The following is a 15,693-nucleotide window of genomic DNA, read 5'->3' as shown; positions in this document are numbered from 1 at the left end:
CCATGAATGCCCGCGCCCGAACCTTCGCGAGCCAACCCCACGTTGCCTCTTACTACGCCGCCAGCAGCCTGCCGCAGCCCGATCATCCGCAGCTGCAAGGTGAAGTGATGGCCGACGTGTGCGTGGTCGGCGGCGGGTTTTCCGGGTTGAATACCGCGCTGGAACTGGCCGAACGCGGCCTCAGCGTGGTGTTGCTGGAGGCACACCGGATCGGCTGGGGCGCCAGTGGCCGCAACGGCGGACAGTTGATTCGCGGGGTCGGCCACGGCCTCGACCAGTTCGCCAATGTCATCGGTGCTGACGGCGTACGCCAGATGAAACTGATGGGCCTGGAAGCGGTGGAAATCGTCCGCCAGCGCGTCGAACGGTTCCAGATCCCGTGCGATCTGACCTGGGGCTACTGCGACCTCGCCAACAAGCCGGCTGACCTCGAAGGCTTCGCCGAAGACGCCGAAGAGCTGCGCAGCCTCGGCTATCGCTACGAAACCCGCCTGCTGCAAGCTGATGAAATGCACACCGTGGTCGGCTCCAAACGCTACGTCGGCGGCTTGATCGACATGGGTTCCGGGCATTTGCATCCGCTGAATCTGGCGCTGGGCGAAGCCGCTGCCGCACAGCAATTGGGCGTGCAACTGTTCGAGCAATCGGCGGTGACGCGGATCGATTACGGCACCGAGGTTCGCGTCCACACCGCTCAAGGTTCAGTGCGGGCGAAAACCCTGGTGCTGGGCTGCAACGCTTACCTCAACGACCTCAATCCGCAACTCAGCGGCAAAGTGCTCCCGGCCGGCAGCTACATCATCGCCACCGAGCCGTTGAGCGAAACCCAGGCGCACAGCCTGCTGCCGCAAAACATGGCGGTCTGCGACCAGCGGGTGGCGCTGGATTACTACCGGCTCTCGGCGGATCGACGCCTGCTGTTCGGCGGTGCCTGCCATTATTCCGGGCGTGACCCGAAGGACATCGGCGCCTACATGCAACCGAAGATGCTCGAAGTGTTTCCACAACTGGCAGGCGTGAAGATCGACTATCAATGGGGTGGGATGATCGGCATCGGTGCCAACCGGCTGCCGCAAATTGGCCGACTCAAAGACCAGCCGAACGTGTATTACGCCCAGGCCTATTCCGGGCACGGGGTAAATGCCACGCACTTGGCCGGCAAGCTGCTGGCCGAGGCGATCAGCGGGCAGCACAGCGGCGGCTTTGATCTGTTTGCCAAGGTGCCGCACATCACTTTCCCGGGTGGCAAGCATTTGCGTTCGCCGTTGCTGGCGTTGGGGATGTTGTGGCATCGGCTCAAAGAGTTGGTCTGACGGATACGTGGCGCCTTTGCCGACGCCTTCGCGAGCAGGCTCGCTCCCACACTTGGAATGCATTTCCCTGTGGGAGCGAGCCTGCTCGCGAAGGGTCCTAACGACCACTGAAGGTTTCAGATCCGCCAGAACGGCTTCAACCCCTCCTCCTGCGCCTGCTCCCGGGTCAGCCCAATATCTTTGAGCTGCTCCGGCGTCAGGTTCAAAAGCGCCTTGCGCGTGTGCAGACGATGCCAGAACAGGCCCCAGCGACTCAGGCCGGACGGCGCGTTGCGCATGGCGCTATTCCATGCGCTGTCCTCCTGCCCTGCCGCCAGTTCCTGACTGTGTAACGTCAGCCGCACATCGCTCAAGCCGTTCATTTTTGTCGCTCCTGTTTACTTGGGTAGCCAGAGATTCCATGATGCGCGGGTCGGCAAAAGCATTACAGATTCAACACATCTGTATTAATCCCATACAGATTTGCCGTTTCTGCGTCTGAATCACCGATTTTTGCTGCATCTGTACTGGTTTAATGAATCACCTGCATCGAGGCAGTGCCATGACCCTGTATGTGAACCTCGCCGAGCTGCTCGGCACCCGCATCGAACAAGGCTTCTACCGTCCCGGTGATCGCCTGCCTTCGGTGCGCGCCCTGAGCGTAGAACACGGGGTCAGCCTGAGCACCGTGCAGCAGGCCTATCGCATGCTTGAAGACAGCGGCCTGGCCACGCCGAAACCCAAGTCCGGCTACTTTGTGCCGGTGGGCCGCGAGCTGCCGGAGCTGCCCGCCGTCGGGCGTCCGGCGCAGCGGCCGGTGGAGATTTCGCAGTGGGATCAAGTGCTGGAGCTGATTCGCGCAGTACCGCGCAAGGACGTGGTGCAACTGGGTCGCGGCATGCCCGACGTGACCACGCCCACCCTGAAACCACTGCTGCGTGGGCTGGCACGGATCAGCCGCCGACAGGACATGCCCGGGCTGTATTACGACAACATCCACGGCACCCTCGAACTGCGCGAGCAGATCGCCCGGCTGATGCTCGATTCCGGCTGTCAGTTGAGCGCCAGCGATCTGGTGATCACCACCGGTTGCCACGAAGCGCTGTCCACCAGCATCCACGCGATCTGCGAGCCGGGCGATATCGTCGCGGTGGATTCGCCGAGCTTCCACGGCGCCATGCAGACCCTCAAAGGGCTGGGCATGAAAGCCCTGGAAATCCCCACCGATCCACTGACCGGCATCAGCCTCGAAGCACTGGAACTGGCGCTGGAGCAGTGGCCGATCAAGGTCATCCAGATCACCCCCAACTGCAACAACCCGCTGGGCTACATCATGCCGGAGTCGCGCAAACGCGCTTTGTTGACGCTGGCGCAGCGTTTCGATGTTGCGATCATCGAGGACGACGTGTATGGCGAACTGGCTTACACCTACCCGCGACCGCGCACGATCAAATCCTTCGACGAGGATGGTCGCGTGCTGCTGTGCAGTTCGTTTTCCAAGACCCTGGCGCCGGGGCTGCGCATCGGTTGGGTCGCGCCGGGACGGTATCTGGAACGGGTGCTGCACATGAAATACATCAGCACCGGTTCCACCGCGCCACAGCCGCAGATTGCCATTGCCGAATTTCTCAAAGGTGGCTACTTCGAACCGCACTTGCGGAGAATGCGCACGCAATACCAGCGCAATCGCGACGTAATGATCGATTGGGTGACGCGCTATTTCCCGGCCGGCACTCGCGCCAGTCGTCCGCAAGGCAGCTTCATGCTGTGGGTCGAATTGCCGGAGGCTTTCGATGCGCTGAAACTCAATCGTGCACTGCATGACCAAGGCGTGCAGATTGCCGTCGGCAGCATCTTTTCCGCCTCGGGCAAGTATCGCAATTGTTTGCGGATGAATTACGCGGCCAAACCGACACCGCAAATCGAAGAAGCAGTGCGCAAGGTCGGCGCGGCGGCGATCCGGCTGCTGGCCGAGTCCGAATCACTCGAGCTGAAACGTACCGTACCCCTCGAAGCGCTGAAGGTCGGCGACACGGCTTGAGGTATCGCTGACGCGGGCTTCGATCTGCAGTTCCACCTCCAGATGGCGCCCGGCGGCGATGCTGCCCGCGCGCCGGTTCACGATGCGATCACCAGGCTGCAGCAGATCCGCCGCGCCCGTCCGGCCTCCCTCGCGCTGCCATTGCACCGGCGCGCCATCCAGACGCGCCGCCACCATGCGTATCTGCAAGCGTCCCGCTGCCCATCGATAATCCAGCGCATCGCTGTTCGGGGCAGAAAACGACCAGGTGAACGAACGCGCGACCGGGCATTGAATCCGTAGGTGAACCGTGCGCACCCCGAAACTGCCGTCATTACTCGATTGCCGGGCGCGCAGCTCCGTGCGCGTCGAAACGCCATAATCCACAGCGCTCGGTGAGAGCGTCATCTGACAGGCGTCGCTGGCCATGACCGACGTTGCTGCCAGCGCTCCCAGAGTGATCAAGATAAGTCGAAGCATGCGCAATAACCCGGTCATGTGAGGTTCAACGGCTGACAGAGCGCGTCGACGGGCTCGATCAACGCGTGCTCCTCCGGCGCTTCAGCCAGATTGAATTGCAGGTCGCAGTGCGCGCTATCCGACAGTTGCACCCGCAGCAGCTGCCCGGGTTTGATATCCGGAAGAAAGATCGTCCCGGCCTCAAGCACCGTGGTCACGAATACGCCTTGCTGGTCCTGAACAAGCAAACCACTGGGCAGCCATTGCCGATCAACCGTTCTGGCCTTCAACAGCACACGCCGCACGCGAGTGACGGTGAAATCCAGATGCTGAACCGAGCCGCGCCCGGCCTCCACCTCCTGATAACCGTCGAGCACTTCCACATTGCGCGGCAGGCTCAGTGGATCGACCTCCAGCCTGGCCGTCGCATAGGGCGGCAGACTCGCCGCTATTGCCCGGCCCGAAACGTCCGTCCACACCGGACCTTGCGGCGTGTACAGCTTCAGACCCGCTCGGTCACCAGCCTTGAGCACGGCAAAGGTCTCGCGCAGTGGATACGGCGACAGCGTCACACCGTCGCGATGCAGCGCCATGCCGCCACGCAGGCCGACGTCGAACTCACTTGCGCTGTCACGCTGGTTCAGGCCCAGATCCACACGGCTGTAATGCGTCAGTGCGTTGACCCGCAATCCCAGCGATGGCGCTGCGGCTTCACGCTGTTCGGCGCTGGCGCTATAAGCCAGGGTTTCACTGAGCACCTCGCTCATCGACACGCCACTGCGCACTCCGGATCGCGGATCGCTGCGCACATAGCTACGAGCCCTGCGCTGCTCACCCAATGGCATCCCGACCGTCAGATAAGCCGAGGTGCCCCGACGCCACGCGTCGGCATCGCCGATGCTGCGCTCAAGACTCAACGACAGGCTGATCCGCGCGGGCAACGTCTGCGACCAGGACAAACCCAGACGCATGTGTGGCGGCTCGTCCACGCTGGTGTAGCGCGACCAGGTCATGCCGAATGCCCCCCAGCGCTCGACAGAGCCGTTGAGCGAAAATGTCCAGTGATCGCGCCCGGGGGCTTCGGCCCGTCCCTGCTGCTGGCTCCAGCCGGTGTCCGACAGGGTGCGAAAGCCCTGACCACGGCGCACCGCAACCACACTGGTGGACAGATTCGGCGACAACACAGCACTGACAGTCATTTGCACCTCATGACCTGCAATGCCTGTGTCTCGATCGCTGGACAGCACCTGGCGCACACCGGTGCTCAGGTTGCCCGGCCATTGACGCTGCAGCCCCCAGCCTGCCGACAGATAGTCCGCCCCACCCAGGATCCCGCCGCTGACGCGCAACGCTCGCGACAGACTCCATTCCCGGCCAAAGGTGGCAAACGATGGCGCCTGACGATCATCCGCACCCTGGCATCGCACCGTGCCCAGCGCCAGATTGAAGCCGTCCGCACGGTCTGATTGCGCGTCTTGAAGACTGGCTGCAGGAACGCGGAAACGCCGCACCTGACCTTCTTGCTCATGCACGCTGACTTCAAGGTCGAGCTGGGTGCTCAACAGCGGCAACGCGCGCAGGGTGAACGGCCCACCGGGAACCCGCGTGGTGTAGATCAGCACGCCGTTCTGTCGGACTTCGATCCGCGAGGGCGACCAGGCAATGCCCTCGACCTCGCCACGCGCGCCCTGCTGTGCCGCGCGCAATTGCGCGAACGCATCCTCCGGCAGAATCTGCACACCGCTGAACGCTTCGCCGGCAAACAAGGGCGACTGCAGGTTCAACTGACCGATCTGCACGCTGGCTTCGTAGTCTTCCAGGGTGCGCATGCCATAGGCATACAGATGCTCGAAGCGCGTACTGTCGGGCAATTGCGTATAGGACTGGCGACTGCGCAAAACCCAGTTGCCAGCGTTCAAGCCAATCTCCGAACCCAGGCTGCGAAAATCGCTGCGCTGCCCCCCTGACTGGCCGCCCATGACCAACGCATCGTAATTGAACACGCCGCCGACACCGCCGTTGGTGAAGGTGTGCGGTTGAGGTTCCGGCAACGCCAGCAGGTCGGTCGGTAGCAGCAGGTCGATCTGCTCCTGGCCGGGACGCAGCTCGACGATGGCCGAGGGCAGACCTTCGCGCAGTGTCAGACACGGGTCGACCGGCGCCGGAGCCGCTTGTGCGCGCACGCCGGCAGCCTTGAGCAAGGCCGGTTGCAGGCACGGTTCGCCCTCGGCATCGAACGTCACGAACACCCGACCCCGAGGCTGTCCATTGACCTCCAGCGCGACCAGACGTGTGCCCTGGGAGAAACGCGGTGCCTGGCGAAAGTACGCTGCCAATGCCGGATCGAGTCCGCGCTCGCGAAGCATCTGCGCGTCGAACTCCACCACCTCGCCGGCCAGCGCCACCCCCACACCCTGAACCATCACCAATGCCAGCCCCCGACGGGCAGAACCGCGCATCAATGCGTTACCGGAGCATCGAAGTGATCCACCGCAAAGCCATAGGTGGTGGCCGGAAAAATCCGTACGGCCATGGCCCGCACCGTCGAGCTTAACGGTAACCGGACGGCCAGGCGCTCTCCGGGCAGGATCCAGGTACGCGGCAGCTCCACCACCTGCGTGCCCGGCAGCGGAACAATCGCCTTCGCCAGCCGCACAACGTAAGGACTGGGATTACTGACCAGCAGGCCTTCAGCCGTGGCCGACCAGCTCAGCCGCTTCCATGGCTCGCGCTCGACTGGCAGGCCGGCGGGGCGCAGGATCACCGGCAGGTTTTGCCGAACCCCCAGATTGACCCGGGCGCCGTCGACACCTGCGACAGGATTGATCCCCTCAAAGATCACCCGCTTCAGACGCTCGGTCTGCAACGGTTCGGCGCTCTGCAAAATAAACCGTACCTGCTGCACCGCGCCGGCCTCGACCCGGGCCACCGACGGGCTGAACAGCAACAGCGTCTGATCATGCGGCTCGACGTCTACGACCGTGGTATGCAGCAGGGCCGGACGCGTTTCGGTATTGCGCACGTTCATGGTTGCTTCGCCCACGCCCTCATCCACCACCAGCACAGGGGTCTGCGGCACCATGCCCGCAGCGTGGACGACAGGCATCAAAATCAGGACGAGCAGGCACAGTGGCAGCGCCCTGAAGACAGGACGACACATCGAAATCGACATCGGTATTGTTCCGCTGGGAATGGCAACGCCCCCGTCAAAAGGCGCGCCGAAAGAGCGAGAAAGAACCCGACCATGGCCGGGTTCTGACGATCAGAGGTAGTACATATCGAACGTGACCGAGCCATCGAGCGGAATCTCGCTGGTGATCGGCAGTGCGTTACTCGGGCCAATGATCGGCAGCAAGCTCATCGGAAACCCGTGGTGGCGCGCCGCGACCGGGCCAGCGGCCACGCCCGTCCCCCAGGAGTACAGCGCCGGGGCATTGCTTACCAGCGGCGAGGAAGGCAGTTGCCACGTCGGCGCCGCCAGGCTTCGGGTGATCAGGGTCTGCTGGATGCCGTCGGCCTCCGGACGCCCGTGGCGCAGCGCAAAACCACCGATACGGATGCCGTTGATTTCGCCCAGGCCATAGAACAAGGCCGCATCGCTGTTACCGGCGCCATCGCTGATACCCGGCAGTTTGGTCGCCGCGCGATTGTCTCTGACCGACACTTCCACCGGTGCTGGAGCATCGCAGTTGATGTGCAGCGATATATCGTGAGTCGGCAGCAGCGTCTGCGTGGTCTTGTTCAGCGTGGCTGCCGATATCTTGCGCAAATCTACCGTGCCGCCACCGGCAAACGCGGGAATGCACGACGTCGGAATGATGGTTCCGATCACGCTCAGGTCCACGCTTTCGGCAACCGCCAGTGTGGGTATTACTGCAGCCGCAACGGCGGCCATCCATGTTGATGTTTTCATCAGTCCCTACCTGTTCGGCTATTTATAAATGGCAGTGGTTCAGTGCATCGCTTTCACGAGGCCGTGAACGCCGGGGCGATGATTTCGTTTTTTGTAGGCTCCGTATGTAGGAATAGGCACCAAGCCAAAACAGAAAAAACGACAAAGCAAATAGTCCAAAGCCACATGCGAACTCATTCCTACTTTCGAACGACTAATGGTTTACCCAATGTGGCGAGGATCTGCCTTGAAGGGTCTTTGAAATCCTCTGCATGCCATACTCCGCCCCCCAGCCTCCAGCCGAGAAAGCAACGTGCGACCCGGAAAAAAATTGCTCGCTGTCTGCGTGTTGTGTTCGTTGGCCAGTGGTTGCGCAACCCTTGATGTACCGCGCGAACCCAGCCAGGTGTTGCCGGCCACCGGCTCCGCATTCGGCCGCTCGATCCAGGCCCAGGCCGCGCCTTATCAGGGCCGTTCCGGCTTCCGCTTGCTGTCCAACAGCACTGAAGCGTTCACCGCGCGCGCCGAACTGATCCGCAATGCGCAAACCAGCCTCGACTTGCAGTACTACATCGTTCACGACGGTGTCAGCACGCGGATGCTGGTGGAAGAACTGCTCAAGGCTGCCGACCGCGGCGTGCGCGTACGCATCCTGCTCGATGACACCACCAGCGACAGTCTGGACACGATCATCGCCACGCTGGCGGCGCACCCACAGATTCAGATTCGCCTGTTCAACCCGCTGCACTTGGGCCGCAGCACCGGCGTGACCCGCGCTGCCGGACGCCTGTTCAACCTGTCGCTGCAACACCGGCGCATGCACAACAAACTGTTTCTGGCCGACAACAGCGTGGCCATCGTCGGCGGGCGCAATCTGGGCGACGAGTACTTCGATGCCGAGCCGAACCTGAATTTCACCGACATCGACATGCTCAGCGTGGGCCCGGTGGCCGAACAGCTCGGGCACAGTTTCGATCAGTACTGGAACAGCGCGCTGAGCAAGCCGATCGACGAATTCCTCTCCAGCAAACCGAGCATCAAAGACCTGCAAAACACCCGCACACGCCTGGAAGAATCGCTGGATGAAACCCGCAAACAGAACCACGCGCTGTATCAACAGTTGATGACGTTCAAGACCGCGCCGCGCATGGAGATCTGGCGCAAGGAACTGATCTGGGCCTGGAACCAGGCACTGTGGGACGCGCCGAGCAAGGTGCTGGCCAAGGACGAGCCGGATCCGCAACTGCTGCTGACCACGCAACTGGCACCGGAGCTGCGCGGCGTCAGCAAAGAACTGATCATGATTTCGGCGTACTTCGTGCCCGGCCAGCCGGGGCTGGTGTACCTGACCGGGCGCGCCGACGCCGGGGTCTCGGTGAGCCTGCTGACCAATTCGCTGGAAGCCACCGATGTGCCAGCGGTGCACGGCGGGTACGCGCCGTACCGCAAGGCGTTGCTGGAACACGGTGTGAAACTGTATGAACTGCGCCGTCAGCCCGGGGACAACTATGGCAGCGGTCCGCATTTGTTTTACAGCAAGTCGTTCCGCGGCTCGGATTCCAGCCTGCACAGCAAGGCGATGATTTTCGATCGACAGAAAGCGTTCATCGGCTCGTTCAACTTCGATCCGCGCTCAGTGTTGTGGAACACCGAAGTCGGGGTGCTGGTGGACAGCCCGGAGCTGGCCGGACATGTGCGCGAACTGGCGCTGCAAGGCATGGCGCCAGCCCTGAGTTATCAGGCGAAATTGCAGGATGGGAAGATTGTCTGGGTGACCGAGGACAACGGTCAGATGCACACGCTGACTCAGGAACCCGGGAGCTGGTGGCGGCGCTTCAATGCGTGGTTCAGCACCACGGTGGGCCTGGAACGGATGCTTTAAAAAGCAAAAGATCGCAGCCTGCGGCAGCTCCTACAGCGAAGGAATGCGGTTTCCCTGCAGGCTGCGATCTTTTGACCTTAAGCCGTTTGCACCGTCCCGAATGCACCTTGGCGCATCAGCAGAATCACCAACCCGAACGCCCCCGCCGCCATCAACAATGGCAACGCATGCCCGCTGATCCACTGGCTGCCCGCCCCCGCGAGCAAAGGCCCGATCAGACAGCCCACACCCCACAGCTGCGCAATGTGCGCATTGGCCCGCACCAGCGCATCGTCGCGGTAACGCTCGCCAATCAGGATCAGTGACAAGGTGAACAGGCCACCGGCACTGGCGCCGAACAACACCCACAACGGCCAGATCAGCAGCGTATCGAGCAACAGCGGAATCGCCAGGCTCGACAGCATCAGGATCACCGCGCATCCGGTGAACAACGTGCGCCGCGACAGGTAGTCTGCCAACGCGCCAATCGGCAGTTGCAGCAGCGCGTCGCCGACCACCACGGTGCTGACCATCGCCAGCGCAATCTCGGCAGTGAAGCCCTGCTGCAGGCAATACACCGGCAGCAGCGTGAGGATCATCGCCTCGAACGCGGCGAACAACGACACCGCCCAGGCAATCGCCGGCAACTCGCGGGCAAATCCCCAGAGATCGCCGAAGGTCACACTGCTGGCTTCACTGCTCGGCGCCCCGCTGCGGCCCATCAACAGAAAAGGCGAAACCGTCAGCAGCCCGACGCCGACCCAGAATCCATAATCATGTTCAGTACCCAGCGCCCCCAGAAGCAATGGACCAGACAGTTGGCTCAGCGCATAGCTGCTGCCATACAGAGCGACCAGCCGCCCGCGCCAGTGTTCGACGACCAGTTGGTTGATCCAGCTTTCGCCAAGGATGAACACGATGGTCAGGATCACCCCGATCATCAGGCGTAATACCAGCCAGATCGGATAACTCGGCAGCAGCGCCAGCAAGCCAATCGACAACGCGCCGGCCCACAGGCACAGGCGCATCAGGTTAGCCGTACCGAAACGCGCCGCCAGATGACTGGAAATCTTCGCGCCCAGCAATACGCCAATCGCCGGCATCGCCGCCATCACGCCGATGGCGAAAGAGCCATAGCCCCAACCCTCCAGACGCAACGACACCAGCGGCATGCTGACCCCCAGGGCCAGACCGACACTCAAGACAGACGCCAACACGGCGAAATACGTCGCCCAACGCATGGTCCACGCTCCTGTGGATATTTTTATAGGCACCACAAAACCACTGTGGGAGCGAGCCTGCTCGCGAATACGGTTTCACATTCAGCCCATGGCTGACTGATACACCGCTTTCGCGAGCAGGCTCGCTCCCACAGGGGATCGCTGTTTCGTCAGGGAGCCCGGCGTTGCCGGGCTCCCGTTAACGGCTTACAGCTTGATCCACGTCGCCTTCAGCTCGGTGTACTTGTCGAATGCATGCAGCGACTTGTCACGACCGTTGCCCGACTGCTTGAAGCCACCGAACGGTGCGGTCATGTCGCCGCCGTCGTACTGGTTGACCCACACGCTGCCGGCGCGCAGCGCTTTGGCGGTCAGGTGCGCTTTGGAGATGTCCTGGGTCCACACTGCTGCGGCCAGGCCATACGGCGTATCGTTGGCGATCTGGATCGCCTCTTCGGCGGTGTCGAAAGCGATGACCGACAGCACCGGGCCGAAGATCTCTTCCTGAGCGATCTTCATCGCGTTGCTCACACCGTCGAAAATCGTCGGCTCGACGTAAGTGCCGCCGGTTTCCTGGAGGATGCGCTTGCCGCCAGCGACCAGTTTGGCGCCATCGCTGTGGCCGGATTCGATGTACGACAGCACGGTGTTCATCTGCTGGGTATCGACCAGCGCACCAACGTTGGTCGCCGGATCCAGTGGATTGCCCGGTTTCCAGGTTTTCAGCGCCTCGATCACCATCGGCAGGAATTTGTCCTTGATCGAACGCTCGACCAGCAGACGCGAACCGGCGGTGCAGACCTCACCCTGGTTGAAGGCAATGGCGCTGGCGGCGGATTCGGCAGCGGCTTGCAGGTCCGGCGCATCAGCGAAGACGATGTTCGGGCTCTTGCCGCCGGCTTCCAGCCATACGCGCTTCATGTTCGATTCGCCGGAGTAGATCATCAACTGCTTGGCGATCTTGGTCGAACCGGTAAACACCAGCGTGTCGACATCGTTGTGCAATGCCAGCGCCTTGCCAACGGTGTGGCCGTAACCCGGCAGCACGTTGAGCACGCCTTTCGGAATACCGGCCTCAACGGCCAGCGCAGCGATGCGGATGGCAGTCAACGGGGATTTTTCCGACGGCTTGAGGATCACCGAGTTACCGGTCGACAGCGCCGGGCCGAGTTTCCAGCAGGCCATCATCAGCGGGAAGTTCCACGGCACGATGGCGCCGACCACGCCCACCGGCTCGCGGGTCACCAGACCGAGTTGATCGTGCGGAGTGGCGGCGACTTCGTCGTAGATCTTGTCGATCGCCTCGCCGCTCCAGCTCAGGGCCTGCGCCGCGCCGGGCACGTCGATATACAGCGAATCGCTGATCGGCTTGCCCATGTCGAGGGTTTCGAGCAGCGCCAGTTCTTCGGCGTGCTGCTTGAGCAGCCCGGCGAAACGAATCATGGTGGCTTTGCGTTTGGTCGGTGCCAGGCGCGACCAGACGCCGGAATTGAAGGTGGCGCGAGCGTTTTCCACGGCGCGCTGAGCGTCGGCGGCGTCACAGCTGGCGATCTTGCCCAGCAGACGGCCATCGACCGGGCTGATGCACTCGAAAGTCTCGCCGGAGACGGCGTCGGTGTATTCACCGTTGAGGTAGGCGCGGCCTTCGATCTTCAGGTCGCGGGCACGTTGTTCCCAATCGGCACGAGTCAGGGTGGTCATTCGAGTGTCCTCCTCTTGTTGAATAGAGCGCCGCGTTCTTCGCGGTCGTCTTCAGGAATGCTGCCCGGCCAGCCTGCTTTTCGGCCCAAGGCACCCGCCACCCTAAACCAGCGGCCGGGTTTGTTTCAATATATTTGACATAAGCGCGCCATACGACCTTGCGGTGTTCATTTTAATAAACATAGACTCTGACCCTTTCAAGCCACCGCGCCGTCATCACGGGAGAAAACAACAATGAACATCCAGAACGTCGTCGACATCAGCCTGACCACCAGCGCAGCCGAACGCTATCGCCCGGACCCGGCCAAAGTGCTCAAGGGTGATCCCGAGCAAGCGGTGTTCAATCAATACGACAGCCCTTGCGGGCAAATGGGTGTTGGCGTGTGGGAAGGTGCGGTTGGCCAATGGACGGTCAATTACACCGAACACGAATATTGCGAAATCCTGCAGGGAGTTTCGGTGCTGCGTGACAGCGATGGCAATGCCAAGACCTTGCGCGTGGGTGACCGCTTTGTGATTCCAGCAGGCTTCCGTGGCACCTGGGAAGTGCTGGAGGCTTGCCGCAAGGTCTATGTGATCTTTGAACAGAAGGCTTGAGGACTTTCGCTGATATTACCGGCCCCTTCGCGAGCAGGCTCGCTCCCACACTCGACCGCATTCCATTGTGGGAGCGAGCCTGCTCGCGAAAGCGTCGCAACAGTCAGCACAAAACTCCAGGCAACAAAAAAGGCCCGTATCGTGAGATACGGGCCTTTTTTGTAAGTCGGGAAAAATCAATTACTTGATTTTGCCTTCCTTGTAGATCACGTGCTTGCGAACAACCGGATCATATTTCTTGATCTCGATTTTGTCCGGGGTAGTACGCTTGTTCTTGTCGGTAGTGTAGAAGTGACCAGTACCGGCGCTCGAAATCAAACGAATCAATTCACGCATGATTAGCTCCCTTAAATCTTGCCGTCGCGACGCAGCTCGGCCAGCACAACGCTGATGCCACGCTTGTCGATGATACGCATGCCTTTGGCGGAAACGCGCAGGCGTACGAAACGTTTCTCTTCTTCAACCCAGAAGCGGTGATGCTGCAGGTTCGGCAGGAAACGACGACGGGTTTTGTTGTTTGCGTGGGAAATGTTATTCCCGGTTACCGGACCCTTACCGGTAACTTGACATACTCTCGACATGCCTCAGCCCTCTAAAACCACATGCCCAACCCGGCATGGGTTGGCCGCTTAATCTCTCAGTCATTTGGCGCCAGGCGCCGCGTTTCTTTAGAGGTCTTACCGGCTACACCTACAGTGAAGGAACCGGGCCCCTAGAAAAGAGCGCTGCTTTATACCAGAAAGACCGGGGTGCAACAACAATGGATGTGCAATCGACCGGTAAAAACGCGCATTTTCCGGCTGCGGACGCTTTGGATAAAGGCTGAGGCGCGTTTTGACCACTCGTCGCAGAAAACCGCCCTTGAGCGCGCTTGAGACTTTTCCCAGCGCGTTGCGGTCTGAGAAGCACCACTGTCCCGGCCCGAAAAATGCAAAAAGGGGATAGTCATTTGCAATCCAGCCCTCTAGGGTAACCCTTTTCCAGACTGCACCTGCAGATGGGCCTTCGATCTGTAAAGGAAGCCGACCATGCGCCTCGCTGCCCTACCCCTGTTGCTCGCCCCGCTTCTGCTGAGCCCATTGGCCCAGGCTGCCGCCCTGAGTGTGTGCACCGAGGCCAGCCCTGAAGGGTTCGACGTGGTGCAATACAACTCGCTGACCACCACCAATGCCTCGGCCGACGTACTGATGAACCGCCTGGTGGACTTCGACACCGCCAGCGGCAAAGTCGTGCCAAGCCTGGCCGACAGCTGGGAAGTCAGCCCCGATGGCCTGAGTTACGTGTTCAAGCTGCACCCGCAGGTGAAGTTTCACAGCACTGACTATTTCAAGCCGACCCGCACCCTGAGCGCCGAAGACGTCAAGTTCAGCTTCGACCGCATGCTCGATCCCGCCAACCCATGGCACAAAGTGGCGCAAAGCGGATTCCCGCACGCCCAGTCCATGCAGTTGCCGACGTTGATCAAGAAGATCGACGCACTCGACCCGCTGACCGTGCGCTTTACCCTTGACCACCCGGATTCGACGTTCCTCGCGACACTGAGCATGGGCTTCGCCTCCATCTATTCCGCCGAATATGCGGACAAGCTGCTCAAGGCCGACGCCACCGACAAGCTCAACAGCCAACCGATCGGCACCGGCCCGTTCGTGTTCACGCGATTCCAGAAAGACGCCTCGGTGCGCTACAAGGCCAACCCGGACTACTTTGGCGGCAAGCCTGCGGTCGATCCGCTGATCTTCGCCATCACCCCTGACGCCAACGTGCGCCTGCAAAAACTGCGGCGCAACGAGTGCCAGATCGCTCTGTCGCCAAAACCGCTGGACGTGAAGGCCGCGCAGGAAGAACCGACGCTGAAAGTGGAAAAGACTGACGCATTCATGACCGCTTTCGTCGGCATCAACAGCCAGCATCCACCGCTCGACAAACCGGAAGTGCGCCAGGCGATCAACCTCGCCTTTGACAAGGCCAACTACGTCAAAGCCGTGTTCGAAGACACTGCCGAACCGGCCAACGGCCCTTACCCGCCGAACACCTGGAGCTACGCGAAGAACCTGCCGGGCTATCCGCACGACGTGGCCAAAGCCAAGGCGCTGCTGGCCAAGGCCGGACTCAAGGACGGCTTCCAGACCACCATCTGGACGCGTCCGTCCGGCAGCCTGCTCAACCCGAACCCGAGTCTGGGCGCACAGTTGCTGCAATCGGACCTGGCGGAAATCGGCATTCAGGCGGAAATCCGCGTGATCGAGTGGGGCGAACTGATTCGCCGCGCCAAGGCGGGCGAGCATGACCTGCTGTTCATGGGCTGGGCCGGCGACAACGGTGACCCGGACAACTTCCTCACGCCGCAGTTTTCCTGCGCAGCGGTCAAGTCCGGCACCAACTTCGCCCGCTACTGCAATGCCGACCTGGACAAGCTGATCAGCGCCGGCAAAACCACCAGCGAGCAAGGCGTGCGCACCAAGTTGTATGAACAGGCACAGGCACAAATTCAGCAGCAGGCGCTGTGGCTGCCGCTGGCACACCCGACCGCTTATGCGCTGACGCGCAAGGATGTGCAGGGTTACTCCGTGAGCCCGTTTGGGCGGCAGGATTACTCCAAGGTCAACCTGAAATAACCCACCACAGCACAATCCCCCTGTAGGAGCTGCCGG

At 61.5% G+C, this 15,693-nt stretch carries 14 protein-coding genes; 5 read left to right on the top strand and 9 right to left on the bottom strand.

All coding sequences use genetic code 11. The features are described from left to right. The first annotated feature begins 2 nt into the window (after positions 1 to 2). Positions 3 to 1,313: an NAD(P)/FAD-dependent oxidoreductase gene (locus ACM6HV_RS08475; protein ID WP_414903969.1), complete on the top strand. Its 1,311-nt coding sequence runs from the start codon at positions 3 to 5 to the stop codon at positions 1,311 to 1,313. A gap of 116 nt (positions 1,314 to 1,429) precedes the next feature. Here the strand turns inward: ACM6HV_RS08475 and ACM6HV_RS08470 are convergent, their stop codons facing one another. Further along, the gene (locus tag ACM6HV_RS08470; RefSeq protein ID WP_115985830.1) at positions 1,430 to 1,675 is read right to left on the bottom strand and encodes a DUF1127 domain-containing protein; all 246 of its coding nucleotides are present in this window, start codon (positions 1,673 to 1,675) and stop codon (positions 1,430 to 1,432) included. Between the two features lie 179 nt (positions 1,676 to 1,854). Between ACM6HV_RS08470 and ACM6HV_RS08465 the strand changes: the two genes are divergently transcribed. Beyond that, complete coding sequence (locus ACM6HV_RS08465) at positions 1,855 to 3,333, top strand: PLP-dependent aminotransferase family protein (protein ID WP_414903968.1); 1,479 nt, start codon at positions 1,855 to 1,857, stop codon at positions 3,331 to 3,333. On the opposite strand, the gene ACM6HV_RS08460 is transcribed toward ACM6HV_RS08465, so the two are convergent. From ACM6HV_RS08460 to ACM6HV_RS08445, 4 genes are all read right to left on the bottom strand, one after another. Then, entirely contained in the window at positions 3,274 to 3,810 is a 537-nt protein-coding gene (locus tag ACM6HV_RS08460; protein ID WP_414903967.1) for a hypothetical protein, read from the bottom strand. The two genes, ACM6HV_RS08465 and ACM6HV_RS08460, sit on opposite strands and share 60 nt — an antisense overlap. Continuing rightward, a complete protein-coding gene (locus ACM6HV_RS08455) occupies positions 3,807 to 6,230 on the bottom strand; it encodes a fimbria/pilus outer membrane usher protein (protein WP_414903966.1) in 2,424 nt (807 codons plus the stop codon). The genes ACM6HV_RS08460 and ACM6HV_RS08455 overlap by 4 nt, the downstream gene beginning before the upstream one ends. Further along, entirely contained in the window at positions 6,230 to 6,931 is a 702-nt protein-coding gene (locus tag ACM6HV_RS08450; protein ID WP_414903965.1) for a fimbria/pilus chaperone family protein, read from the bottom strand. The genes ACM6HV_RS08455 and ACM6HV_RS08450 overlap by 1 nt, the downstream gene beginning before the upstream one ends. 102 nt (positions 6,932 to 7,033) lie before the next feature. Next, positions 7,034 to 7,684 (bottom strand): DUF1120 domain-containing protein, encoded by a 651-nt coding sequence (locus ACM6HV_RS08445; protein WP_041071953.1) that lies wholly within the window; start codon positions 7,682 to 7,684, stop codon positions 7,034 to 7,036. A gap of 310 nt (positions 7,685 to 7,994) precedes the next feature. Between ACM6HV_RS08445 and ACM6HV_RS08440 the strand changes: the two genes are divergently transcribed. After that, positions 7,995 to 9,545 carry a phospholipase D family protein gene (locus ACM6HV_RS08440; protein ID WP_414903964.1) on the top strand — a complete coding sequence of 517 codons (1,551 nt, stop codon included), beginning with the start codon at positions 7,995 to 7,997 and terminating at the stop codon, positions 9,543 to 9,545. 77 nt (positions 9,546 to 9,622) lie between these two features. Here ACM6HV_RS08440 and ACM6HV_RS08435 read toward each other — a convergent pair whose 3' ends face one another. Together ACM6HV_RS08435 and ACM6HV_RS08430 are read right to left on the bottom strand one after the other, a co-directional pair. Continuing rightward, positions 9,623 to 10,765, bottom strand: coding sequence for an MFS transporter (locus tag ACM6HV_RS08435; RefSeq protein ID WP_108184199.1), 1,143 nt, complete (start codon positions 10,763 to 10,765; stop codon positions 9,623 to 9,625). Between the two features lie 186 nt (positions 10,766 to 10,951). After that, entirely contained in the window at positions 10,952 to 12,445 is a 1,494-nt protein-coding gene (locus ACM6HV_RS08430; RefSeq protein ID WP_041071948.1) for an aldehyde dehydrogenase, read from the bottom strand. Between the two features lie 234 nt (positions 12,446 to 12,679). Here ACM6HV_RS08430 and ACM6HV_RS08425 point away from each other — a divergent pair, with 234 nt between their 5' ends. Beyond that, positions 12,680 to 13,042 carry a cupin domain-containing protein gene (locus ACM6HV_RS08425; protein ID WP_041071946.1) on the top strand — a complete coding sequence of 121 codons (363 nt, stop codon included), beginning with the start codon at positions 12,680 to 12,682 and terminating at the stop codon, positions 13,040 to 13,042. A 180-nt stretch (positions 13,043 to 13,222) separates the two neighbouring features. Here the strand turns inward: ACM6HV_RS08425 and rpmG are convergent, their stop codons facing one another. Beyond that, complete coding sequence (gene rpmG, locus ACM6HV_RS08420; RefSeq protein ID WP_003177274.1) at positions 13,223 to 13,378, bottom strand: 50S ribosomal protein L33; 156 nt, start codon at positions 13,376 to 13,378, stop codon at positions 13,223 to 13,225. 11 nt (positions 13,379 to 13,389) lie between these two features. Then, positions 13,390 to 13,623, bottom strand: a complete 234-nt coding sequence (gene rpmB, locus ACM6HV_RS08415; protein WP_003229474.1) for a 50S ribosomal protein L28 — start codon at positions 13,621 to 13,623, stop codon at positions 13,390 to 13,392. A 447-nt stretch (positions 13,624 to 14,070) separates the two neighbouring features. Between rpmB and ACM6HV_RS08410 the strand changes: the two genes are divergently transcribed. Further along, positions 14,071 to 15,657, top strand: a complete 1,587-nt coding sequence (locus tag ACM6HV_RS08410; protein ID WP_086792427.1) for an ABC transporter substrate-binding protein — start codon at positions 14,071 to 14,073, stop codon at positions 15,655 to 15,657. The last annotated feature ends 36 nt before the right edge of the window (positions 15,658 to 15,693 follow it).

Source organism: Pseudomonas sp. IT-P260, assembly GCF_949768395.1.
In the GTDB taxonomy this organism is placed as follows: domain Bacteria; phylum Pseudomonadota; class Gammaproteobacteria; order Pseudomonadales; family Pseudomonadaceae; genus Aquipseudomonas; species Aquipseudomonas parakoreensis.
This window is presented reverse-complemented; position numbering and strand designations above follow the sequence as displayed.

What these genes read in the sequence shown, in the direction of transcription:
- ACM6HV_RS08425 (WP_041071946.1), top strand. Translation starts at nt 12,680, where the DNA reads ATGAACATCCAGAACGTCGTCGACATCAGCCTGACCACCAGCGCAGCC.
- ACM6HV_RS08465 (WP_414903968.1), top strand. Translation starts at nt 1,855, where the DNA reads ATGACCCTGTATGTGAACCTCGCCGAGCTGCTCGGCACCCGCATCGAA.
- ACM6HV_RS08455 (WP_414903966.1), bottom strand. Translation starts at nt 6,230, where the DNA reads ATGCGCGGTTCTGCCCGTCGGGGGCTGGCATTGGTGATGGTTCAGGGT.
- ACM6HV_RS08460 (WP_414903967.1), bottom strand. Translation starts at nt 3,810, where the DNA reads ATGACCGGGTTATTGCGCATGCTTCGACTTATCTTGATCACTCTGGGA.
- ACM6HV_RS08445 (WP_041071953.1), bottom strand. Translation starts at nt 7,684, where the DNA reads ATGAAAACATCAACATGGATGGCCGCCGTTGCGGCTGCAGTAATACCC.
- rpmB (WP_003229474.1), bottom strand. Translation starts at nt 13,623, where the DNA reads ATGTCGAGAGTATGTCAAGTTACCGGTAAGGGTCCGGTAACCGGGAAT.
- ACM6HV_RS08470 (WP_115985830.1), bottom strand. Translation starts at nt 1,675, where the DNA reads ATGAACGGCTTGAGCGATGTGCGGCTGACGTTACACAGTCAGGAACTG.
- ACM6HV_RS08435 (WP_108184199.1), bottom strand. Translation starts at nt 10,765, where the DNA reads ATGCGTTGGGCGACGTATTTCGCCGTGTTGGCGTCTGTCTTGAGTGTC.
- ACM6HV_RS08430 (WP_041071948.1), bottom strand. Translation starts at nt 12,445, where the DNA reads ATGACCACCCTGACTCGTGCCGATTGGGAACAACGTGCCCGCGACCTG.
- ACM6HV_RS08475 (WP_414903969.1), top strand. Translation starts at nt 3, where the DNA reads ATGAATGCCCGCGCCCGAACCTTCGCGAGCCAACCCCACGTTGCCTCT.
- ACM6HV_RS08450 (WP_414903965.1), bottom strand. Translation starts at nt 6,931, where the DNA reads ATGTGTCGTCCTGTCTTCAGGGCGCTGCCACTGTGCCTGCTCGTCCTG.
- ACM6HV_RS08410 (WP_086792427.1), top strand. Translation starts at nt 14,071, where the DNA reads ATGCGCCTCGCTGCCCTACCCCTGTTGCTCGCCCCGCTTCTGCTGAGC.
- rpmG (WP_003177274.1), bottom strand. Translation starts at nt 13,378, where the DNA reads ATGCGTGAATTGATTCGTTTGATTTCGAGCGCCGGTACTGGTCACTTC.